A 22,681-nucleotide genomic window follows, 5' to 3' on the forward strand; every position below is an offset into this window, starting at 1 on the left:
AGGCCACCAGCACCAAGATCGCCGGCATGATCGCTTGAGACGGGGTGGGCCGGTAAGGCGGCAGTGCGCTCGGCGTCCTCGCGAGACAGGGCGCTTTTGCACGCCACGGCGATCACGAACGTTCCGCCAGTCGTTTGGTCGTAGACGCTGAAGCCGATGAGATCGGGCCGCATGGCGCAGCGATCCTCCATGGCGGGGGACTACGCATGCGCGGTGGCGCGCGCTCAGGAAGGGCCGCGGCGCCGCCCCTTGGGAAGAAAGGAAGAGCGTAGTCCCAGGCGGCCGGCCTGTTCGTCCAACCAGGTCTCGGCCGTGAGATCGCGTTTGCGAACGTGTTCGTCGAGATCCTGGAACAGTCGCCGGAAGGCGCCCCACCAAATCCGCGGCTCGATGAGCACGAGGTCTTCGCCCATTTCTTCTTGGAAGTGCCGTAGCGCCAGCATCATCACCACCATCGGCTTGCTATCGATCGACCTGACTGCGAACTCCGGCGATCGCAACCAGATGCTGACGACAATCGCGAAGGGATCACTGTCTGTCGCGTCAGCGAAGAGGCGGATACGGTCCAGGTCAAAGGGGCCTGCGCCTTCCTCGAAGTGCTGATAGGTCCTCAAGGGCAGCCCCATCGCCAATGCGACCTCTCCGGCACGCATACCCCGCGCGCGCCGGACCGCCCGGAGGGCCGCGCCCAGGAGCGCGTTCTGGCTGGGGGCGCCATCTGAGGCCTCGTCGTCCATGCCCCTCCGATCGACCTTGTCTCGCGCGGCCACGCTCGCGCATTGCGTTCATGGACTCAAAGTATAGTTGTATTTCTCGCGACGTCTTCACCTTGCGGTAGGGCGAGGGGGCGGGCGTTGGAATCTTCGCAGCACGAAGCCCGCTATCTCGCCAAGCGTTCGCCGCCTTGCGACAGAAGTCGCCCCTGGCTCCAGACCGCTGGCCGCTTCACGGCGCCCGCCGACGCCATCATCGGAGGCGGACTACTGGTCCGCAAGACTTCGCTATCGTCGCCGCGCTATGCGAAGGCCCTGGCGCACCTCAATGTGCCAACTGATCGCTCAGCGGCGCGCGGAGGAGCGCCGCGCGCTAGAATGTGGCGCGAGACGCGCCAGACTGTGGCGCCCAAGCCTGCGCGTGCGGCCTTTGCGCGTATAGGGTTCGCGAGAACGCAGATTCTCGCATCTCATAGTGCAGGAAAATCCAAAGGCGGGGCGGTGCGAGATGCGGACCCTTCGGCGTACGGACTTTGCGTGGGAGTTCCTCCGTCGGAACCCGCGATACCGGGAACAAGTGTCGAGCATGGACGCCCAGCCCCAGATGTGGGGCCTGCAGTTCTGGGTGGATCCCGTCATTGCCGTGGACGCCGCCCAGGTGTTCTGGCGGCGAGAGGTCGCCCCAACCCATGTCGTCTGGCTCCGTCGCGCCGCGAATGACGACGGCGTGCGCCTGGACCACCTCATCGACGTGATCGCCGACAGGCGGACAGGGGAGGGCGTGCACGTGAAGTTGCGCGGAGGGCTACAGGCCTATGTCGAAGGATGCGAGCCGTCCGAGCCGCTCGCGGCCATCGTTCCGATCTCCGGTTCGTTCTCCGCTGCGCTCAAGGGCGTCTCGGATCTGGAGCGCGTGCTGCGAGGGAACATCCCGGCTGCGGACTTGACGGCGCAGCAGCGCAGCCGATTGCAGCGGGTGCTGAAGGCGCTCGATGCCGCTCAAGCGCAGGCGACCTACAGGCAGGTCGCAATCGAGATTTTCGGGGAAGAGGCGGTCCATCGCTATGATTGGAGGACCTCGTCCATACGCGACGCCGCGATCCGCTTGGTGCGGACGGGGCGAGCGCTGTCGGCGGGCGGCTACCTGAAGCTTCTCGGCGCCGCTCCTTCGTGATGCTCGTCGCGCGCAGTTGCCTTGCAACCTTGGCTGGTTCACGGGACATAAGGGACATGAAGACGAGCCTGGATCATTTGCCGGAGGCCAAGCGACGGGAACTGGCCCGCGCGGTGGAGATCCTGTTTTCGGAGTTCGAGGCGGTCATTGATGGCGGCCACTCCGAGCACAAGCGCGATGGGCAGATTCTGAAGGTGATCCTGTTCGGTTCGCATGCCCGCGGCGACTGGGTGGATGATCCGGTCGGCGGCTACGTGTCGGATTACGATCTGCTGGTGGTCGTCAATCACGAGCGACTGACCGATGTCCTCGAATTTTGGGCCGGGGCCGACGACCACCTGCTGCGCGAGTACCAGATCGCCCATCGGCTGACCGCGCCGGTGAACTTCATCGTCCATAGCCTGGCCGACGTGAACAAGCGGCTGAAGCACGGCCGCTACTTCTTCACCGACATCGTTCGTGACGGCGTGGTGCTCTACGAAGCGCCCGGCCATCCCTTTGATAGACCGAAGGAGCTGGAGCCTGCCGAGGCATTGGTGGAGGCGGAGGGGTTTTTCAGGGAGTGGTTCCATTCGGCCGCCGACTTCCTGGATCAGGGACGATATGCGATCGAGAAGGGCAGGCCGAAGGTCGCCGCGTTTGAGCTGCACCAGGCGACCGAGCGGCTCTACCACTGCCTGCTGCTCGTGCTGACGCTGTACAGCCCGAAGTCCCACAAGCTGAACTTCCTGCGCTCACAGGCCGAGCAACTGGATGGCCGGCTGACGGCAGCCTGGCCGCGGCGGACGAAGTTCGAGCAGCGTTGTTTCGAGCTCCTGAGGCGCGCCTACGTCGATGCCCGCTACTCCGAGCACTACAAGATCAGCGCTGAGGAACTGGCCTGGCTTGAAGAGCGCATCCTCACGCTATCCGACCTGGTTCGCCAATCATGCGACGAGCGCCTCTTGGCGCTGCGCGCGGAGGCCGACGCGCCCTAGGCAAGGTCTGAATCTGGCGCCGACGCGACGTCCGTCGCACCTGATTCATGCCCCAACTAATCAGCTAGCAGCGAGCTCTGGCCTTCTCGATGAAGGAGGGGAGAGAGCCCTTCGCTTGCTCAACGAGGAGTTTGTCGAGGCCTGGTGACCGGGCATTCGGATGCTCTCTGAGGATTTCTTGATAGGCATTGAGGGTGGCCTCGACGCCAGCGAGCTGTTCGGCTTGTGCATTCGTCGCCACCTCAGGATGGGCGATGGTGAATGCTCCCATTGATAGCATGTACGTGAGCAAGAGCTGTCCTGCGTATGGATAGTTGTTCCTGTCCCAGCCCGCCAGGACTGGCGGGCACAGGGTGACCGCAATGTCCGGGGCTTCAGAAAGCCAGGCAACTGCTCACTCTCGTTCGTCGACAAGAGATGGATCCAGTGGTGCGGCTTCCAAGCTCTTGGCGACAGCGACCAAACGCTCTCGATCCGGCGTCTGGGCTGCGCTCTGCGATGCTGCTCCGGTGATCAATAAAGTTGCGACTGCGATCGCGGGCGCTAGACGACTGAGATGCATGGTCCCCCCATTGCTATGGCGAAGCTATCACGGCAGCGCTCCGGGCCACGGAAAATCGACCGGAAGCGGATATCCTCAACTTCTTACGAGGGTGGGGAGCGGAAATGCCTGCTTCGACTACCCTGGCGTGCCGACTGGAGCCGAACCCCGCCGGGATTTCACTCGAACGACATCTTCCCTTGGTTCTTCGAACGCCGCTTGTCGCTCATGGTGCCGCCGCTCGTTGTCCTCGACAGCTCTGACGATCCTCTCGTCATCTTCGGCGTTCGCCAAGTTATGATGGGCGTGCAGTACGCGTTGATGCTTCTTGAGGATGGAATCTGACCCAAAGAGAAGCTTTCCTCGGCGGAGGCCAAGGCGTTCATGGACTTAGAGGTCGATCGCCGCGGCAAGGCATTCGAAGCCGAGACAGCCGCGGCGTTCACCCGAGCGGAGTGGAGCACGCACCCCTCGATCCCGATGAAGCGGATCGGTGCACCAAAGGCGCTGGGCGAGATCGACGTCCTCGCCATCAGTCCGGACGGGAACACTTGGGTCCTCTGCGAATGCAAGTGGTTCGGGGCGGCCCGCACGCCTCGCGAGGTCGCGGGCTGGATGCAGGATTTCCACGGTCGAGGTGGTGACAAGCTCGACAAGCATTTGTCCCGACTTCGCTGGATCCAGGCTGAAGTATCGAGTGTTGCCCAGCGGCTAGGTCTTACCGTTCCGACCACCATTCTGCCGCTGATCGTCACCACGCGTCCAGTGCCACTCGCGTTCGTGCAAGAGCTGCCGAAGGGAGCGGACGTGCGCACAATCCAGCAATTGCGGGCCGAGCTCTCGAACTGGGAGGCGGGAAGGAAACACTAGTGAGGCCCGCAAAGCGCCGAAGATGGCCACCTACGCCGTATTCGCAGAAACGTCCGGTTATCGGCGCAGAGCCAAATTCCGCTTCTGGCGCTGAGCGGAAGCATGGGACTGAGTTTCCTGACTCATGGCTCGCGTGACGCCGACCGTTAGGTCCCCTCGCGCCATCTATGCCGAAGCTCCGTCCGGATGTGGAAATCGAGAAACGGGGCTTGAGTTCTGCCCTGGGTTGTACTTAGTGGGGGTGGGGTGGCAAGCGTGTGCTTGTCTGAGGCGTATCGGATTGGTTGAGTGGTTATCATCTAAGGCACTTCGTCGCCGCGCTTCAGCGAGGGCTGGCGGTGGCTGGATGCGTCCGCACCAGCCCACGGCGACTGACGGCTATGCAGCCGTAGACGCATTAGTGGCGATGACGATTCTCGCGTCGACAATCGCCGCCAGTTTGACCGCCGCGCATCAAGGTCAGCGGATCGCGCAGGCGTCGCTTGAGGTGCGGCAAGCGACAGCGCTGATGCAGGATCTCCTTGACGGCGCTGGCGATCTGGCAGGCGTCGATGAGGGGCGCTCCGCGCAGTTTGTCTGGCGACGCGTGGTCGACGAGTCCGCCCAAGCGGCCGGTGTCGCGACGCTATGCAAGCATTCGGTGCTGGTGACCCACCGCGTCACCGGCCGAGTCTATCGCGCGGCGACAGAACGCGTTTGTGCAGGCGAGGTCGCGCCTTGAGCCAGGATGGCTACACGGCGACCGAGGCGCTCGCTGCGCTTGCGATCATCGGCATGGCCATTGGCGGTATCGGCTTTGGGATGCAAGTCATCGGGCAGACCGAGCGGCGTGTGAACGATGCGGTGGTTCAGTCGGCTGCCGCGCGCCTTGCGAACTACCGCCTGGATGGTCTCGTCCGCGTGGCGGGCCCGTTCAGAAGCGATGGCGCCGGCGGCTTCGAAGGTCGGGCGGACGGCTTCAGCTTCGATTGCGGAGTTGGCCGCTGTGGCGTGGAGGCGACGCCGGGCGCCCTGACAGTGACTGACGCGCAGGGCAAGGTCTCGGCGCTTCAATTGGCCGCCATGCATGCACCGAAATTCTCATACGTCGGGTCGCTCGGCGTCTCGGATACATGGCCCCCGCCCGCGTTGCCGCCTCCCGCGCCGGCATGGCAAACCTTACGAGCGATCAGGTTGAGCGATGTGTCGACCGGGAACGCCACACCGCTTCTGGTGACCCGGGTCTGGCGTGATCAGTCGCCCACCTGCGAGTACGACACGATCATCCAAGACTGCCGGAGAGCGCCGTGAGTCTCGCCGATCTGATGCGTCTCGACGACGACGCGCGAGACATCCCAGAGCCCATCGCTCCTACCCGTGAGTCTCGCGTGTTCGTTCGGACACTCTCGACGCCTCCCGGCTTGCCTTGGGATCAGGCTCGCACGGCTGACCTCGAGGCTCGCCATGGCGCGCCTTTGCCGATCGCGGACGTGCTCTATCTGGTGCGCCGCCTCAACGCCTGGCGGCCCGGCGTCCCGTCGCGTTTCGCTGCGTTCTACGTGCTGATCGGCGACGTCGGTGAGCGCTTAGAGACCACCGCCGAGGTTGACGGCAAAACTGTCCAGGTTGTTTTCCTGGCAGAGGAAGCGCGCAGGAAGCAGGCTCAGCGCCTCACGTCCATCGCCCTGGGCTGTGCTGTGTTGGTGTCGCTTGTCACGGTTGCTGGAGCGACCGCATTTGCGCGCAGCGCATCGCTTGAGGCCGAAATTGGCGCCGCGGAGTTGCGGCACCACGCCAAGCTCAAGGCGGTGCGCGAGCAACGGCGGCTAAAGGAGCAGGCGCGCCTGTTGCAGGGTGCGCCGGATCGAGGCGCTCGCCTGCAGGAGGCGTTGGCTGACATCGCTTGGGCGTCGGCCGCCAAGGCGCCGACCAGTCGCATCGAGTCGCTGCATTGGGAGCCTGGGCTGATGGCCGTCGAAGCGCGGGGCGAAGATGCTCCGTTCGTGGCGGCGGGTGATAGGCAGCTGGAGCGCGCGAAGGAGCCGGTTCGTCGCGGCGTCTGGCTGTGGGGCGTAACCTCCGTGAAAGAGGCCAACCGGCCATGATTGGGGAGCGCGTTCCTCACCTGCAGTTGGCGGGCTGCGTTCTGGTGGCGTCGGTAGCCGCAGCAGCCGGCTACTTCCTGCTCACCGCAATTGCGACGCCCAAGGAGCTGGGCGCTCAAATGGAGGCGCTTGACCTTCAGGCCAGCCGCATAGAACGGGAGGCCAGACTCCCGGGAGACCCCAGCGCATTCAAGCCGAAGGCGGTCTGCCGGGGTATGGATGGTCCAGGCTTGCAGACGATCAGCCAGAACATCACCGATCAGGCCGCCGGCGTGACGGTCAACGAGCTTTCGGTGACGCCGAGCGGCGTGCCGGCGCCGGAGGATCGCATCGCTCCCGTGCGCCTGACCTTACTCGCGGAAGGTCCCTATGAGCGCGTGATCGGACTGCTTGACGCCCTATCGTCAGGTGAGCCGGAGGTGTTCGTCGACAGCATCGATCTTCGTCCCAGCGGCGCGAACGTCAGCCTCGCCTTGTCCGGAAAGGTGTTCTGTTGGACAGACGCTGGTTAGTCATTGCGGCCCTGTGCGCACCGGCCGGACTGGCGCTTGGGGCGTTGATCTGGCTTGTTGCGCCCATGCCGGCTCCGGCCGGCGCGCTAGAGGCGTTAGACGTTCGCCTCGCACGCATTGACACACAACGCCGTGCGATGCGGCCGCAGCGTAGCGCGGAGCTGCTGTTGGCGGCGCCTCTCTTCGGAGCCAAGGTCGGCGCGCAAGCGCTGGCCGAAGTCTCCGTGCGCTTGGAGGGTTTGGTCCGCTCGCCCCGGCGGGTGGCGGCGCTCCTGTCCATAGGCGGCGCGCCGTCGGTGTGGCTCGAGATCGGCCAGTCCAAGGACGGCGTCACGCTGCAGGACGTCGACGCCACTAGCGCCGTGATTGAGACGTCGGGCGGGCCGCGGGAAGTCGTCCTCGGCGCCGCCGCGTCGCCATCCAATCCGGACGTCCCCCCTGGTGAACCGCCACCCGGGGGCCGACAGCCGCTGGCCCCCGCGAGCGCGCCGGGGTCGCCTCAGTGAAGTTCCATGACATGTTTGAAGTCCGCACCAACGCCAAGCGCGCCCAAAGGGCTGGCGTCGAAGTTCTCATCGCAGCCAGCCTATCAGTGGTGTCGGGCGCGCAAGCCGTCGCTGCGCCGGCTGACAAGGAGGCGTCTTACACTTTCGCCTTCCACGAGGCGCCGACGGCGCAGGTAGCAGAGGAAATCCTCGGCGAACTGGGCCTCCCATACACAATCGATCCGTCTGTGACCGAACGGATCTCCTTTCGCATCGACCAGCGGCTGACTCGGGCGCAGCTGCTTCAGGCGTTTGAGTCCGTGATGGCCGCCAACAACATCGCGCTAGTGCGCGATGGCGAGGCCCTCGTCCTGACCTCGACGGCGCGGGCGAAATCCGTCGCGGGTGTTCGGACCGCCGACAGCGGCGCCCGAGGCGTGGGCTATGAAGTGGTCGCCGTCCCCTTGTCGTATGCGATCCCGAGCGAGGTCGCCAAGGCGCTGGAGGCCATTTCCGACAAGGGGCAGGTGGTCTACGCCAGCGACAAGCTCGGCCTTGTAATTCTGGGGGGCAACGGCGCGGAACTGCAGGCGACGTTGGAGACTATAAAGGTCTTCGATCAGAGCCGACTGGAAAGTTCCAAGATCCGCTGGTTCGAACTTTCGCAGGCGCCAGCCGCTCAAGTTGCGCGAGAACTGGAAGGCATGTTCTCGGCCGCCGGCGCGGGCGGCGTGACGGTCGTGCCGCTAAAGCGGCTGAACGGCCTGATCATGTTCGGCCGCACGACAGAGGCGCTTGAACAGGCGAGCCAATGGGTGTTCCGGCTCGATACGCCGACGCGCGACGCGGCGTCCTCCTTGTGGGTCTACCACCCCCAGAACACCTCGGCTGAAGCTCTCAGCCGAACGCTGAACGCGATCGCCATGGGGCAGCAGGCTGTCGCAGAATCGACGATGCGCCGACCCGGAGTGGCGAACGGAGACACCGAAGCGACGACTTCCACGGCCGTATCGCTGCCCTTGGGCGATCAAGGTGAAGATGCAGTCCGCACAGCGGTCCACAAGGAAACCAACACGCTGCTGGTTTCCGCCCCCGCCTGGCAGTGGACGCGGTTCCAGCGGGTGTTGAGCGAGATCGATCGCCCGCAGGGGCAGTTACTCATCGAGGCGACGATCTTGGAAGTTACGCTCAACAACGAGTTCCGCCTCGGGGTCGACTGGTCCGTCCTGGCGGCGTCCGGAAACCTGCAGATCGCGTCCAACCAGAACGCCGCCGGGCGGATCGGTCCGAGGTATCCAGGCTTCTCCATCACGTTCCTGGATACTGACGTGCAGGCCGCGATCAACACCCTGAGCGATAGGACCAGCATCGAGGTGCTTTCCGCGCCGAAGGTCGTCACCTTGGACAATCATCCTGCGCGGCTCGAGGTGGGCGATCAGGTGCCGATCGTCACCCAGCGATCCCAGTCGACTGAGACGGCCAACGGGCCGCTGATTAACAGCATCGACTATCGCAACAGCGGCGTGATCTTGAACGTCACCCCGCGCATCAGCGGCGGCAATCGCATCGTTCTCGACGTGAATCAGGAGGTCAGCGCTGCGGTGAAGACCGAGACGTCGGACATCGACTCTCCGACCATCCAGCAGCGCAAGCTCGAGAGCACCCTCGTGCTGACCGACGGCGGGGTCGTGGCGCTAGGCGGACTGATCAGTCGAACTCGCAGTCGCGGCGAGAGCGGCGTGCCGGGCCTGATGGACGTGCCTGGGCTTGGCGCTCTGTTCCGGACGACGACGCGGGACGAGAAGCGCACCGAACTTATCGTCCTGCTCAGCGCGCGGATCATCCGTGACGGGGCCGGGGCGGATCGGGCGACGGCGGACCTTCGCGCCGATATGCTCGAGATCCAGCGTCGCGGGCTGCTCAATGAGCTTCAATGAGCAGGACGGATACGCCACTCCCGCCGCCGCGGTCATCAGCCTGGCGCTTGCCCTCGTGGTGGGCGCGGGGATGGCCAGAGCGCTGGCCGAATTGCGGATCACTAGAGCCGAACTCTCCCGCACCCAGGAGGAGTACAAGCTCGCGGCGGCTCACAATGGAGCGATGCTGATGATCGCCACCAGCGCGCGCCCGCCGCCATACCGCTGGACGATCGCCACTTTGGGGGCGGCCGTGGATATCCTGGCTGAGCCGGAGCACACAAAGCTGGGCCTGGGGGCGGTAAGCGACCTAAGCGACGAGGAACTGACCCGATTTGGCGTCGACCCAATTCAGCTCCGCTCGCGGTTGGCGGGCATGTCGCTTGTGACGGGCGACGTCTGGGTCTCCGACGCTGACGCCGGAGCGACGTGGCGGGCCTGCGCGCCGAGTGTGATCTCACCGTTCGGACGTGCCGGAGCGTTGCCGGCGCACGTCTATTCGGAGCCAGAGGGCGGTAAGCAGGATGGGTTCTGGCGCGCCGGCGAGGTCTGGCGCATTCGCGCGGTTTCGCCTGAAGGCTGGGCCGATGAGCGCATCGTCAGACTTACGGGCAATGGGCTGCGGCCCGGGGCGATCATTGCGCGACGATTGTCGCGGGCTGCGGGGAGGATTGAATGCAAGATCGAGTTCTAGGAGCATCGTCTAGGGTGGGCGCTGAAGACGGCTACACCTTGACGGAGATGCTGGTCGTCATCGCCATCATCGCGTTGATCGCCGCCGTGCTGACGCCGCAGCTGATTGGGCAGATGTCCAGGGCCCGCGCCAAGACGGCGCAGCTGCAACTTGAGACCGTAGCATCCTCGGTCGAGCTCTTTCGATCCGACGTCGGGCGCTATCCGACAGAGACCGAGGGGTTGCGCGCGCTGCTCGCCGATCCGGGCGGGGTAGAGGGGTGGCTCGGGCCCTACCTCAAGGACGAGAAGAACCTCAACGATCCTTGGAGCCGCCCGATCATCTATCGGTACAACGCGGAAAACCTCACCTTCTACGTCGAGACCCGCGGGCGGGACGGCAAGGAAGGCGGCGGGGGCGCCGACGGCGACATTCGTGCGCCGTCAGCGCCGTCGGTTGCGCCGCCGCCGGTGACATGAACGGCGTCTTTGTCGTCCTTGGCATGATGGCCGGCGCATGCGTCGGGAGCTTCACGGCCACTGCGTCGCTTCGCGCGATCCGCGGGGAGCAATCGACGAGGGGCCGTTCGCGGTGCGATGGCTGCGGGACCGCGTTGACGTATGCGCAGACGCTTCCGCTCATCTCCTACGCCCAGTTACGAGGTGCCTGCCCGAACTGCGGCTCAAGAATTGATCCGCTTCACCTACTTGGCGAATGTGCGGGCGCGGTTCTCGTCGCGCTGGCGATCCTGCTGCTTCAGCCGGTGCAGGCTTGCCTCGTTATTGTGATGGGGTTCGTTCTCATGGCGAGCTCGATCATTGATGGCCGTACGCGGCGCTTGCCCGATAGGTTGACGTTGGTGGTTGCGGCGTCGGGGCTGTTGCTGGCGATGCTGAAGGGCGTCGACCAGTTGCTGGTCGGGGCCGTCGCCGCCATCGTCACCGCCCTTGTGCTCCTGGCCGTGCGAGCGCTGGCCAGGCGCGGGCCGGCGCCGGCGCTTGGCCTGGGCGATGTAAAGCTGTTCAGCGCCCTGGCGATCTGGCTGGGAGCTTGGACGCCGTGGATGGTGGCCGTGGCGGCGATGCTTGGCCTGACCTGGATGCTCGTTCGAAGTCCTCCCGACCGTCGAATCGCCTTTGGCCCGATGATTGCCATTGCTGCTATGGGGCTGGGGCTCGCTCAGGAGGCGGGCCTGTTCTCGGACCTGTCGTGAAGTTGGTTTCGGTTGATCCGGTCGTTGGCCAGCGCGCCGCGGTCGTAGAGTTCCTGCGTCAGTCGGGGAAGGTCGAAGAAGCGGCGTTCGCCAGGGCTGAATTGGTGGCCGCGCGCACACGCCAACCACTCGAGCAGGTGCTCAATCAGATCGGTAATCTCACTGACGATCTCCTGGCGGAGGCCTACTCTAGGGTGGGCCGTTGCGACGTTTGGAACCCTGATGATCTCCCGATCGAAACGGATCTGACGCTGATTGGCGTTACGGCAGAGTTTCTCCGTCGAGCGCGGATCGTGCCGTTGCAAATCGACGACAAGACCTTGACCTGCGCGGCTTGCGACCCGCTGGACAACGAGGCGCTGTCCGGCCTGGTCTTCGCCGTACGCAAGAAGGTGACGGTCCTCGCCGCGCGGCCAGGGGACTGGCGTCGAGCTTTCGAAGAAGCCTTTGGGGCCGCCGAACAAGCCCCGGCGATTGCAGATCGCCGACGCATCGAGCGCGACATCGATATCGTCTCGGACGGCACGATCGAGGGTGGTGGTGCGCGCCTGGTCGCTGGCGTCTTCGAGGCGGCCATAGCCGCGGGGGCGTCGGACATTCACTTCGAACCCCGTCGCCACGATCTACGGATCAGGCTCCGGGTCGACGGACGGCTCGTTGAACACCAGGTGGTTTCCGCCGATCTGGCAGCGCCGGCGGTCTCGCGGGTCAAGGTCATCGCCAACCTCAATCTCGGCGAAAAACGACTTCCTCAGGATGGGCGCACGACCTTCGTGGTTCGGGGCAAGCAGGTGGACGTTCGCGTCGCAACTTCGCCGACCGTATTCGGCGAAGCGGCGGTTCTGCGGATTCTCGACCGGACGGCCGTCCCGCTGGATCTCAAGGTCATGGGCCTGAGCGAGGATATCGTTTTGATCCTGACCGAGGCAGCTCGCGCGCCTCACGGCATCTTTCTAGTTACGGGACCCACAGGTAGCGGCAAGACCACGACACTCTACGCGTTGCTGCAGACATTCGCGAGATCCGCGAAGAAGGTCCTGAGCATCGAGGACCCTGTCGAGTATCACTTCGAGCACGTCACCCAGACCCAGGTCGCACCTCAACTGGGGCTGACATTCGCCTCAGCGCTGCGCTCGTTCCTTCGTCAGGACCCAGACGTGATCCTGGTCGGCGAAATTCGGGACCCGGAAACCGCCGCAGTCGCGATTCAAGCGGCCATGACAGGGCACTTCGTGCTCGCCTCCGTCCACGCCAACGATGCGGTGGCGGTCTTGCCGCGGCTGCAGGACATGGGGATCGAGCCCTATCAGCTCGCGGCGGGCCTCCGCGGAGCCGTCGCCCAGAGGCTGGTGCGTCGCCTTTGCGTCCAATGCCGCGAGCCGGTCGCGGTCGGTGAGCACGTGGCGCGGTTGATGGCCCGAGAAGAGGTGAGCACCCCCGCTCGCCTCTTCGCACCTGTTGGGTGTCCGCATTGCAAAGGCGCCGGCTTCAAGGGACGACTGCCGATCGCTGAGGGCTTTCTCGTCAACGACGAGCTGCTGCGAGCGATCGCCGAGCGCAGGCCCGCAGGGGAGATCGCTGAACTCTCCAGAGCGGCGGGCTTGAAGAGCATGCTCAGGGATGGGCTTGCGCACGTCGCGCAGGGACTGACGACGTTCGAGGAAGTTCTGGCGGCGGTCCATGGCTGAGGAGGCGCGCAACTTCAGCTATGTCGCGCTGGACGGGCGAGGCCGCAGGGTAAGGGGCTCGATTGAGGGCGTCTCCGAGGCCGCGGCTTATGAGCGTTTGCGGCGTGATGGCCTTTCGCCGTTGGGTTTGCGCGCGACGCGCGCGAAATCCAAACAAATCGGTCGTGGAGGGCTCAGCGACCGTGACACCGCCGAAATGCTTTCCAGTCTGGGGGATCTTCTGAAGGCAGGCGCCGACATGCGTACATCTCTTGAGATCCTTGGCGCGCGGGCCGCCAGGCCCTCCGTGGCGAAGCTCTGCGCGGCCCTCGTCGCAGAGATCAGCGGAGGCGAAGCGTTGGAACATGCCTTCGCACGTCATATGGGCGGCAATCAGGAGTTCGTCGGCGCCATGGTCGCGGCCGGCGAGGCGGGAGGCGATCTGCCGGGCGCGTTGCTTAGGGCGTCCGAAATGATCGAGGCGCGGGTCAAGCTGCAGAGCCGGCTGGTTTCAATCCTGGCCTATCCGGCGTTCGTGCTGGTCAGCAGCGTGGCTGCGATATTGGCGCTTCTGCTCTTCGTTGTGCCCACGCTCGCGCCACTCATTCAGGACACGGGCGGCCCGCCGCCGGTAGCGCTTGGCGTCTTCATTTGGCTCAGTGATGTGCTGAGGGCGCAGATGAACGTCATTGTGCTCGCGGCGGTCGGGCTGGTGCTGGCGGCGCTTGCAGCGGCGCGGGCGGGCCTGTTGGCGAAGCTGATCGACCGCGCTCTGTTGGACGGACCAACGCGCCCGATCGTCAGCGCGCTTTCGTTTGGAAGTTTCGCCATCGCCTTAGGCGGGATGTTGTCGGCCGGCGCGCCGATGAGCGAAACACTGCGGCTGGCGGTCCGCGCGGTGCGATCGCCCCTGGCGCGGGAGCGGCTGGAGCCGGTGCTGGTCAATGTGCGGCAAGGCCAGTCACTTTCCTCGTCGCTCGAGGAGGTGCGCGGCTTTCCCGGTTCCATCGCGCGCTTGTCGTCGGTCGGCGAGGCGACCGGGGCGCTTGGCGCCATGCTCACGCGCGGCGGGAGGCTGGAGGAGGAGGCGGCGACCCGGAAGATCGAGGCCATTGGCAATCTCCTAGGCCCTGCGCTTATCGTGGTCCTCGGAGGTCTGGTCGGAGCGATGATGGCTGGGCTTCTTTCTGGTGTGAGCCAACTCGGCCAATCGGCGCTACAGTAGTCGCCTCAGCCGAGATCGAAGCTGTATATCGCTGGTCCTGAGCCATGCGGTACCGGGTACGGCGAGCAGTTCGTCAGCGCCGCGATGGCGTCCTGAAGCGCGCTGGGCGCGAGACCAGCGGAGCCGCTTGGCCGGATTTGCGGCGGACTCGTGGGGTATCCTTGCCCGTCGAGGGCAAGCGAGGCCTTGAACTGCCCGCCGGGTGGAGGGCTCCAGCACCGGGCCGCCTGCATGGCGAGTTGCGCGTTTGGGCCGGTCTTGGCTGCGGGAGGGCTGTAGGCGGCGCGAGCCAGAGGATCATCGTGCGCGCCCGCAGCGGCCGTCCCCTGGCCGCCCGTCGCCGGCCGCTGAGCGCGAGCCGCTGGCGATGATGGCTGGCTGCGGTCTTCGCCTAACAGTTCCGATAGCGAAGTCGTTGGCGTGGCTTGCTCGGTCGGAGGCCCTACCGGTTCAGGCCGGGCCAGCTTCTCGCGAAAGCTCTCGAAGGCGTTGCCGGATGCAACCGACTTAGAGCCCTCCGGGACGGTGCCGACCAGGGTCACCTTCGTGCTCTGCGTGTCCATAGCGGCCAGTGTAGGCGGCCTCAGCGACAACCAAGCCAGTGCGAGGATCGCTAGCGCATGGAGGATCATCGCTCCGCCCGCAGGGCCCAGCCATCGAAGGCGCGATAGGAGCCGGTCCCTGCCGTCCAAGGCCCGCGTCATCGTGCTAGTCGATCGGTCCGCCGCCGCCTTGATTGACCGTGGCCTCGACATAAACGGGGTCGCTGAGCGCCTGATTACCTAGGCTGTCCGTGACTCGGCAGCGCCAAGTCGACGGATATGGGCCACCGATTGGATATGGCCCGCGCGTCCACACCACCGTTTGGGCGGTGCTCGAACTGATGGTGGTCACGCTGTCGCCGCTCTCGCGATACCAGTAATAAGTGTACCCGCTTCCCGACCCGCCGCCACCAGTGCAGGTAATGTTAAGCGGCACCGAGCTGTCGCTGTACCCAATCGTTATGAAGCGTTTAAATGACGTTCCGGACAGGCTTGCTTGAACAGAAGGAAGTGGCGGCGCCGTGATGTTGACGTCGACACGGGCAATGTTGCTTCTCCCGCTGGAGTTATAAGCGACGTAATCAAACCAGGCGGGGCCCCAGTAGCCTGGAGTGGGCGTGTAATACAGGGTGGTCGCGCTGCCAGTGACTGTTCCGTGGGACGAGTTGATGCTGTACAGATCCACACTCGTGTAGATCCCAGACACGCTGGGCGTCAGGGGGTTGTTCGTGCTGTTCGCTGCGACCGTCATGGTGGCAGGTGAGGCGACCGGCACCGGCGGAGGGGCGGGCGCAATCGATACCGTGACCAGAGCTGGCGCGCTGGTGCCACCCGTATTGGTCGCCGTGTAAGTGAACGTGTCTGTTCCTGATTGCCCGGTGTAAGGCGTGTACTTGATGCCTATTCCGCTGGCCGTCGCGACACCCTTCGTCGCCGCGCTGGCGACCGCGACGCTCGTCGGCGTGCCAGTGATGTTGAGCGGGATCGTATTGTTGACGCTGTTGTGTGGTACCGACGCCGACACCGGATTGGCGATAGGGGCCCCGACCGTCGAGATGACGTAGACGTTGCCGACTGCTGTTCCTCCACGACCATCGGAGATCGTGTAGGTGAACTCATCATCGCCAAACTGTCCCGGCGTTGAGGCATAGATCACGCTCGCGCCGTCTGGACCCAGGCTTGTCGTCCCTTTCGCCCCGGCGGTGACGTGCGTCACCGTCAGCGGATCGTTGTCGGGATCGGTGTCGTTGTCGCGTACCCGAATGTTGATGGTCTGGCCGTTCGTCACGCCGATTCGGTAGGGGAATCCGTCAGGATTGGCCATCGGCGGACGGTTGCCGGTGCTCAGCGACATGACCAGGCGGGTCCGATTATCGGCCGCATCGTGGGTATAGGTCATCTCCCCGGTGGATGAACTGCGCACCACTAGGCGGCCAGAAGAGTCGTAACTATACGTTGTGGTCGTTTGCGCCGCCGGCTGGCCAAAACTAACCGCTGACATCGCCGCAGCGACAGCCAGCACGTACGTACCGGTTCGCGCCATTCTAGAACTCCCCCGACATTCGGGGCCAAACAAACACCAATAAGGCGAAATGGCAACACCTTGACGTGTGTTTGTGCTCAAGCTTACGCTTATCGCGAGTGTCTGTGGGGGATCGTATGGCTGGCGTTCGAAATCGCGTGATCGCAGTGCTGGTAGCCTTCGGGGCGACGTTGAGCTGCGGCGCTGCTCTAGCTCAGGTAGAGCCTCCGGTGCCGACCTTTCCGGTGCCGCCGGTCTTCCCGTCGATCGACAAGAACGGGGTGGATCTGACGACGGGGCGATTCACAGTCAGCGCGCGACAGGCTTGGATTGGGCCCGAAGGGCAGGGGCTTGCGCGCACCTATCTTGGCTATGGCGCGCGCGACAGCCTCGCTGGCACCATCAGTTCGCGGTGGATTGATTTCGGGGTCGGGACCCAGTTCACAGTGAGCTTCGGGGGCTCATCGACGAACTTCATCCAGCCCGACGGCGGGAGCAACTTCGTTCCAAAAGAAGGTTCTGAAGGCACTACGCTGACATACAACAGCGCGACCAAGACTCACACCTTCACGGGGCGCGATGGGACGGTCGCGGTCTTTGTCGATAGTCGCATCAGAACGATCACGCGTCCCAATCGGGAAGTTGTCACTTACCACTATGATATCGCTGACCCGGACCCCTCCTGCGCCAACACCTGCCATCGCCTGAAGGCGGTGACCAGTAGCCTCGGCTACATGATGAAGTATGACTATGCCGGCGATACGTTCATGACTTACAGTACAACGCTGGTCAAAGTCACTGGCATCAATCTCGTCCACGAATACTGCGACCCGCTCGCCAGCAGCTGTAGTCTTAGTCAGCCTGGGCAGAGCAGCACGATCATGCGCAGTGCCCCCGGCGTGACCCCGATCACCGAGACGGTGATCGATGCAATGTCGCGATCTACGACTTACACGATCGATGGCTCGAACACCGCCAAGATTACGAAAATCCAGAAGCCGGGCGGCGCGGTCATAGACATCACCTATGACAGCAGCGGCCGAGTCCAAACTGTGACCAACGGGGTCGGGACCTGGACTTACGCTTTCACTCACGTTCCGAATGCGGCTGGTACCCGGGTCAATCTGCAGGCGACGATCACCGACCCGCTTGGTCACACACAGGTAGTCGCAACGGATAGCAGCGGCCGGATTGTCTCGACGACCGATGGGGTCGGCCAAACGACGCAGTACGAGATCGACTACAATACCGGCGCAATCTTGCGCGTGACGCGCCCTGAGGGCGACTACACCGCGTACACTTACGACGCCCGAGGCAACCTAACGTCGGTCACCGAGGTGGCGAAGCCCGGCTCGGGACTGCCCAATCGGGTGACGACAATCGGCTACTCCGCGACCTGCACGAACATCAAGATCTGCAACAAGCCCAACTACGTCATCAGTGGGGGGCAGCAAACCGACTACACCTGGGACACGACCCACGGCCAGCTGCTGACGGTTACGTCGCCAGCCGGTGCAAACGGCATCCGCCCGCAAACGCGTTACAGCTACACCGCGCAATCAGCCCGCTATAGGATGGACGCCAGCGGCACGATGGGGACGCCGCCGCTCTCCGTCTACGTGCTGACCGGCATATCGACTTGTATGACGCAGGCGTCCTGCGTCGATACTGCCGATGAGAGCAGGGTGCGGTTGATCTATGGGGACTCCGTCACGCCGCGGAACCTCCAGGTCTTCAACGTGACGAAACAGTCGGGCGATGGTTCGATCATCGAGCGCACCGCCTACGCCTACAATCGCTTCGGAGACCTCAGGACTTTCGACGGGCCGATGCCTGGGTCCAACGACATAGTGCGTAATCGCTTCAACGATGCGCGGGAACTCGTCGGGCGGATTGAGGTCGATCCAGATGGCGAGGGCACGGGGCGGCCGGCTGCGGCGACCCGCTACAGCTACAACGCCGATGGTCAGCTTCAAACCGTGGAAAATGGGTCGGTCGTCAGCCAGTCTGACGCAGACTGGCTGAACTTTACCGTCGCCGACCAGCAGGTGCGCAATTACGACGCTATCGGCCGCCTAGCCAAGACGTCGCTGATTGGCGGTGGCGCCACGCTCGCCGTGACGCAGTACAGCTACGACAACGCCAATCGGCTGGAGTGCGCAGCGGTTCGGATGAACCCGGCCGCCTTCGGCTCGCTGCCGAGCTCCGCCTGTGTCTTGGGCGCTTCGGGGGCGTCGGGCGCTGATCGGATCACCCGGAACACCTATACCAATGCCGATCAGCTTCAGCAGACCACGGTGAGCTACGCCACTGCGGAATCTCGCAACGGGGGCACCTTGACCTATTCGCCGAACGGCAAGGTCGCGACAATGGTCGACGGCAACGGCAACCGGACGACGTACGAGTACGACGGTTTCGATCGCGTCGCGAAGATCCGCTTCCCCACGGCTGCGCTCGGGTCCGTCAGCTCGACGACCGACTACGCAGGCTACACCTATGACGCGGTGACGGGGAATGTCATCCAGGAGCGACTGCGAGACGGTGGAACGATCAACTACGCGTACGACAATCTTGGCCGCGCGACCCAAAAGGCAGGAGTTGTTCCGACGGTGGACTACGCTTACGATAATCTCGGGCTGCAGCGGTCCGCAACGTTCGCAGCTGGCGGCCAATCAGTCGCTGCCGTCTATGATGCTTTTGGGCGCGTGGTCAGCGTTACTGATGCGTTGGGTACGGTAGGCTATCAGTATGATGCCGGCGGCAACCGCAGCCGTTTGACCTGGGCTGACGGCTTCTACGTCACCTACTCCTACGACCGCGCCAGCAACCTGCTTTCAATTCGGGAGAATGGCAGCGGCGCGCTCGCCACCTTTACCTATGACAACCTGGGTCGTCGGAGCGCTCTGAGCCGATTGAACGGCACAAGCACCACCTACACCTATGATGCGGCGTCGCGTCTCGCGAGCTTGACGCAGGATCTGGCCGGTGCGGCGAGCGACCAGACGTTGACTTTCAATTACAATCCCGCGAGCCAGATTATCAGTAGGTCCGGCACGAACGCTGCCTATGCATGGTCGGTCCCCTATGCTGAGGACCGCGCCTATGGCGTCAACGGCCTCAATCAGATCGCCAGCGCCGGTGGCGTGGGCTTTGCTCACGATGGTCGCGGTAACATGACGTCCGATGGTGTGAGGAGCTACACGTTCGATGCGGACAACAAGCTGACCTCACAAGTTGGTGGGGCGACGTTGGCCTACAGGCCTACAGGTGACCTTGCGCAACTCACCTCGGCGACAGGGGTGGTCACGCAGTTTGCATATGATGGCGGCGACATTATCGCCGAGTACAATGGAAGCGGCGTACTTCAGCGTCGCTATGTTCACGGACCAGGCTTCGATGAGCCGTTGGTCTGGTATGAGGGCGCCGGCACTACCAACCGCAGTTGGCTGATGGCCGATCATCAAGGATCGATTATCGCAATCTCCAATGGCTCGGGCGCAGCCTCAAACATCAATACATATGACGAGTACGGCGTGCCTGGACCGGGAAATTCCGGACGCTTCCAGTATACTGGTCAGAATTTCATGTCAGAACTGGGCCTGTACCACTACAAGGCGCGTGCCTACTCGCATTCGCTAGGTCGCTTCCTGCAAGCAGACCCTATCCAGTATAGCGACGGTCCAAACATGTATGCCTACGTCGGCAATGATCCATTCAATCGCGTTGACCCGTTCGGCCTAGCCGGACTTTTCCCCCGGATACAATCAATTGACGCGGGAACGCTCGTAAGCCCGATCGACGTGCCTGGTGGTGCGAGGCCAGTTGTGACGGGGGAGCGAGCGGATATGTCTGTCTCTCAAGCGCAATTGTATACGAAATATGATGGCAACACACGGGTTGGTGGTGTCAACGAGGGGGGCGCGAAGGCGACGCCTGATTGTGGTCTAAATGTAAAAGTCAGTCCTACCCCCTTGCAGGACGGACTTGCTCAATTCGCGCAGTCAACGGAAGTTCTGAAGAGTGTGTTCGAACTCGCAGAAGCGCTATCGCCGCCCGGAACCACAGTAGTATCGAAGCACATTAGTCCGTTGGGATGGGGCGTTACGGCTGCCGAGACAATTGTTTCGCATGGAAATCAGATGCGCGCAGGCATGCACCCTTCAGTGGCGACAGCTTGGCAGTTCGGGAAGGTCGGTACGCAGGTCGCTGGCGGGCTCGCTGGCGGGGCTTGGGGGGCGCGGTTCTCGAAGAGCCCGGTTGGAGCGATTATCGGGAGCCTTGGGGGGGCGATCGCGGCGGACGTTTCAGGACTTGCAGAGGCCGGCGGTCGCTCGGCGGCGGAGCAAAGATGTCGGGCTATCGGCGGGCGCTAAGGGAGTGGCGTTGCCAGCGTGAAGGCGTTTGGCTGTGCTATTTGTTAGGTGGATAAGTATGACTGAAGATAGCGCAAGCCATTCCAAAATTCCCGCCAGCCTAGGCGGGGTTTCTCTGGTTGGCGGAAGTTTAGTGTTGCTGGCGCTAGGTGTGATCACCCTTTGGGTGTGGGTGTTTAATGGTGAGCGGCGATATCCTGAAACATACATTATGATGATTGCGTTAGGAGTTTTGGTCTCCGGGGTAATAGGAAGGTATTTGACGGTTCTTATTCCGACGTTGTTGGGTAGGGGTGGGTTGCGTATCTCCGGGGGGCGTGTAATTTTTGGGAGCCCAATGTATTTTAGTGTCAGGCCTTCCGAAATTGAGCGGTATGAAATTGTAATGGTTCGGAATTGGGGGGCCGACTTGCCGCACTTGAGGTTGCACTTGGCGGGAAAGCGCAAGCGTGATTTGCCAGTCTATCTGGTCCGGGACGGCGCTAGCCAGGCGATTGAGGCGCTTGGAGGCGCGTTAGGATAGCTAATTGGGTGGAGGCCTGAGGTGTCGCCGGGCCGCCTGGCCGGAGCGCTGACCGTCGCGGGGCTGGTAGCTTTCCACCGCGCTTGGCGGAAGCGGCACCCCAAGGGTCAGACCGCGCCCTCAACAGGCGGCGTTTTGCGCGACGCGCCTATCCAGGCCGTTCGTTTGCCGACCGGCAGAGAGCAGACCTTCAAATGAGTCCGCTTTCAGCCCTGCCACCAATGTCTCCAACTGGCCAATTGTGTTGAAAAAGGCCGGTCTTGCAGGGGCGCCGGCTCGCTGATTCACTCTGGTGGTTGAAGGCCGGAGGGCAGTCCGATGATGGGAGAGCGTCGGGTCGAGCAGGCCGCGCTCCGCTCCATCGACCGGTTCGTGGATTGGAAGCGCTTCGGGCCAAGCTCGCGGCGTACTGCAGTCCCATCGGCCGGCCCCCCATCGATCCAGAGCTGCTGATCCGCATGCTGCTGGTCGGCTACTGCTTCGGCATCCGCTCGGAGCGGCGGCTGTGCGAGGAGGTGCACTTGAACCTCGCCTACCGTTGGTTCTGTCGCCTGGGCCTGGACGGCGACGTGCCGGACCACTCGACCTTCTCCAAGAACCGCCATGGCCGCTTCCGAGACAGCGATCTGCTGCGCCAACTGTTTGAGACGGTGGTCCGCCGCTGCATGGCCGAGGGCCTGGTCGGCGGCGAGGGTTTCGCCGTCGATGCGAGCCTGATTGCGGCGGACGCCAACCGCCAGCGTTGCGTGCCCGGCGAGCAGGGCCTGCCGCCGGAGGCCGCAAGCCGCGCCATCACGAGTACCTGGCGGTGCTGGATGACGCCGCCTTCGGCGCTGCGACGCCGGTGACGCCGAAGTTTGTCTCGCCGGCCGATCCCGCTTCCCGCTGGACCGGCGCCAACAAGGGCTTGGTCTTTTTCGCCTACGCCACGAACTACCTGATCGATCTGGATCACGCGGTGATCGTCGACGTCGAGGCCTCAACCGCCGTACGCCCGGCGGAGGTCGCCGCCGCCATGACCATGATCGAGCGGGTGCGCGAGCAGCACGATCTCTCGCCCAACGGCTCGCCGCCGATAGCGCCTACGGCTCGGCCGAAACCTTGGACTGGCTGATCAACACGCAGGGGATCGCGCCGCATATCCCGGTGATCGACAAGTCTGTCCGCGACGATGGGACCTTCTCCCGCAGCGACTTCATCTACGATCAGGCGGCCGACCTCTACCGGTGTCCAGCCGGCAAGGAGCTGAAGCAGCACCGACGTCCCTTCCGCATCGATCATCCCGACGCGCCGCCAGACGACACCTATCGCTACCGCGCCAGCAAGATGGACTGCGACGCCTGCGCGATGAAGATGCGTTGCTGTCCCAACACGCCGGCCAGGAAGGTGACCCGATCGATCTACGAAGCCGCTCGGGATCGAGCTCGCGAGATCGCCACCACGGACGCCTACGTCGTCTCCAGGCGCGAGCGGAAGAAGGTCGAGATGCTCTTCGCCCACCTCAAGCGGATCCTGAAGCTGAACCGATTGCGGCTCCGCGGCCCGTGCGGCGCCCGAGACGAGTTTCTCCTCGCCGCCACCGCTCAGAACCTCCGCAAACTCGCCAAGCTCATCCCGGCGCCGGCGCCCATAACGGCCTGAAGCGCCGCAGCCTCAATGCGCCACTTCTGG

At 63.8% G+C, this 22,681-nt stretch carries 18 protein-coding genes and 2 pseudogenes; 17 read left to right on the top strand and 3 right to left on the bottom strand.

All coding sequences use genetic code 11. The annotated features are described in order from the left end of the window. Nucleotides 1-224 precede the first annotated feature (224 nt). Entirely contained in the window at nt 225-737 is a 513-nt protein-coding gene (locus RTL41_RS14815; protein WP_312165798.1) for a helix-turn-helix domain-containing protein, read from the bottom strand. A 484-nt stretch (nt 738-1,221) separates the two neighbouring features. Here RTL41_RS14815 and RTL41_RS20895 point away from each other — a divergent pair. The 3 genes and pseudogenes from RTL41_RS20895 to RTL41_RS14825 all read left to right on the top strand — a co-directional run. Next, nucleotides 1,222-1,296: pseudogene (locus RTL41_RS20895) on the top strand (transcriptional regulator domain-containing protein); the annotation flags it as partial. Between the two features lie 3 nt (nt 1,297-1,299). Next, nucleotides 1,300-1,887, top strand: coding sequence for a DUF2285 domain-containing protein (locus tag RTL41_RS14820; RefSeq protein WP_312165799.1), 588 nt, complete (start codon nt 1,300-1,302; stop codon nt 1,885-1,887). A 56-nt stretch (nt 1,888-1,943) separates the two neighbouring features. Beyond that, nucleotides 1,944-2,864 (top strand): HEPN domain-containing protein, encoded by a 921-nt coding sequence (locus RTL41_RS14825; RefSeq protein ID WP_312165800.1) that lies wholly within the window; start codon nt 1,944-1,946, stop codon nt 2,862-2,864. Nucleotides 2,865-2,928: 64 nt separating this feature from the next. Here the strand turns inward: RTL41_RS14825 and RTL41_RS14830 are convergent, their stop codons facing one another. Then, nucleotides 2,929-3,156, bottom strand: a complete 228-nt coding sequence (locus RTL41_RS14830; RefSeq protein WP_312165801.1) for a hypothetical protein — start codon at nt 3,154-3,156, stop codon at nt 2,929-2,931. Nucleotides 3,157-3,789: 633 nt separating this feature from the next. Between RTL41_RS14830 and RTL41_RS14835 the strand changes: the two genes are divergently transcribed. From RTL41_RS14835 to RTL41_RS14890, 12 genes are all read left to right on the top strand, one after another. Then, the gene (locus RTL41_RS14835; protein WP_312165802.1) at nt 3,790-4,275 is read left to right on the top strand and encodes a hypothetical protein; all 486 of its coding nucleotides are present in this window, start codon (nt 3,790-3,792) and stop codon (nt 4,273-4,275) included. A 346-nt stretch (nt 4,276-4,621) separates the two neighbouring features. After that, nucleotides 4,622-4,996: a hypothetical protein gene (locus tag RTL41_RS14840; protein WP_312165803.1), complete on the top strand. Its 375-nt coding sequence runs from the start codon at nt 4,622-4,624 to the stop codon at nt 4,994-4,996. Further along, on the top strand, nt 4,993-5,565 hold the full coding sequence (locus RTL41_RS14845; protein ID WP_312165804.1) for a hypothetical protein: 573 nt from the start codon (nt 4,993-4,995) through the stop codon (nt 5,563-5,565). The genes RTL41_RS14840 and RTL41_RS14845 overlap by 4 nt, the downstream gene beginning before the upstream one ends. Continuing rightward, complete coding sequence (locus tag RTL41_RS14850; protein WP_312165805.1) at nt 5,562-6,359, top strand: hypothetical protein; 798 nt, start codon at nt 5,562-5,564, stop codon at nt 6,357-6,359. Before RTL41_RS14845 ends, RTL41_RS14850 begins: the two co-directional genes overlap by 4 nt. Next, nucleotides 6,356-6,871, top strand: a complete 516-nt coding sequence (locus RTL41_RS14855) for a GspMb/PilO family protein (protein ID WP_312165806.1) — start codon at nt 6,356-6,358, stop codon at nt 6,869-6,871. The genes RTL41_RS14850 and RTL41_RS14855 overlap by 4 nt, the downstream gene beginning before the upstream one ends. Nucleotides 6,872-7,038: 167 nt before the next feature. Then, on the top strand, nt 7,039-7,377 hold the full coding sequence (locus RTL41_RS14860) for a hypothetical protein (protein ID WP_312165807.1): 339 nt from the start codon (nt 7,039-7,041) through the stop codon (nt 7,375-7,377). 11 nt (nt 7,378-7,388) lie between these two features. Then, nucleotides 7,389-9,293 carry a type II secretion system secretin GspD gene (gene gspD / locus RTL41_RS14865; RefSeq protein ID WP_312165808.1) on the top strand — a complete coding sequence of 635 codons (1,905 nt, stop codon included), beginning with the start codon at nt 7,389-7,391 and terminating at the stop codon, nt 9,291-9,293. Beyond that, nucleotides 9,280-9,966: a hypothetical protein gene (locus tag RTL41_RS14870; protein WP_312165809.1), complete on the top strand. Its 687-nt coding sequence runs from the start codon at nt 9,280-9,282 to the stop codon at nt 9,964-9,966. The genes gspD and RTL41_RS14870 overlap by 14 nt, the downstream gene beginning before the upstream one ends. 14 nt (nt 9,967-9,980) lie before the next feature. Further along, complete coding sequence (gene gspG / locus RTL41_RS14875) at nt 9,981-10,424, top strand: type II secretion system major pseudopilin GspG (protein WP_312165810.1); 444 nt, start codon at nt 9,981-9,983, stop codon at nt 10,422-10,424. Continuing rightward, nucleotides 10,421-11,158 (top strand): A24 family peptidase, encoded by a 738-nt coding sequence (locus RTL41_RS14880; RefSeq protein WP_312165811.1) that lies wholly within the window; start codon nt 10,421-10,423, stop codon nt 11,156-11,158. Before gspG ends, RTL41_RS14880 begins: the two co-directional genes overlap by 4 nt. Next, complete coding sequence (locus tag RTL41_RS14885) at nt 11,155-12,846, top strand: GspE/PulE family protein (RefSeq protein WP_312165812.1); 1,692 nt, start codon at nt 11,155-11,157, stop codon at nt 12,844-12,846. Before RTL41_RS14880 ends, RTL41_RS14885 begins: the two co-directional genes overlap by 4 nt. After that, a complete protein-coding gene (locus RTL41_RS14890; RefSeq protein ID WP_312165813.1) occupies nt 12,839-14,050 on the top strand; it encodes a type II secretion system F family protein in 1,212 nt (403 codons plus the stop codon). The genes RTL41_RS14885 and RTL41_RS14890 overlap by 8 nt, the downstream gene beginning before the upstream one ends. A gap of 708 nt (nt 14,051-14,758) precedes the next feature. Here RTL41_RS14890 and RTL41_RS14895 read toward each other — a convergent pair. Next, nucleotides 14,759-15,991 carry an Ig-like domain-containing protein gene (locus RTL41_RS14895; protein ID WP_312165814.1) on the bottom strand — a complete coding sequence of 411 codons (1,233 nt, stop codon included), beginning with the start codon at nt 15,989-15,991 and terminating at the stop codon, nt 14,759-14,761. A 260-nt stretch (nt 15,992-16,251) separates the two neighbouring features. On the opposite strand from RTL41_RS14895, the gene RTL41_RS14900 reads away from it, so the two are divergent. After that, nucleotides 16,252-20,487, top strand: coding sequence for an RHS repeat-associated core domain-containing protein (locus tag RTL41_RS14900; protein WP_312165815.1), 4,236 nt, complete (start codon nt 16,252-16,254; stop codon nt 20,485-20,487). A gap of 841 nt (nt 20,488-21,328) precedes the next feature. Then, nucleotides 21,329-22,651, top strand: a pseudogene (locus tag RTL41_RS14905) (transposase). The last annotated feature ends 30 nt before the right edge of the window (nt 22,652-22,681 follow it).

It is taken from the genome of Phenylobacterium sp. (genome assembly GCF_031984885.1).
Classification (GTDB): domain Bacteria; phylum Pseudomonadota; class Alphaproteobacteria; order Caulobacterales; family Caulobacteraceae; genus Phenylobacterium.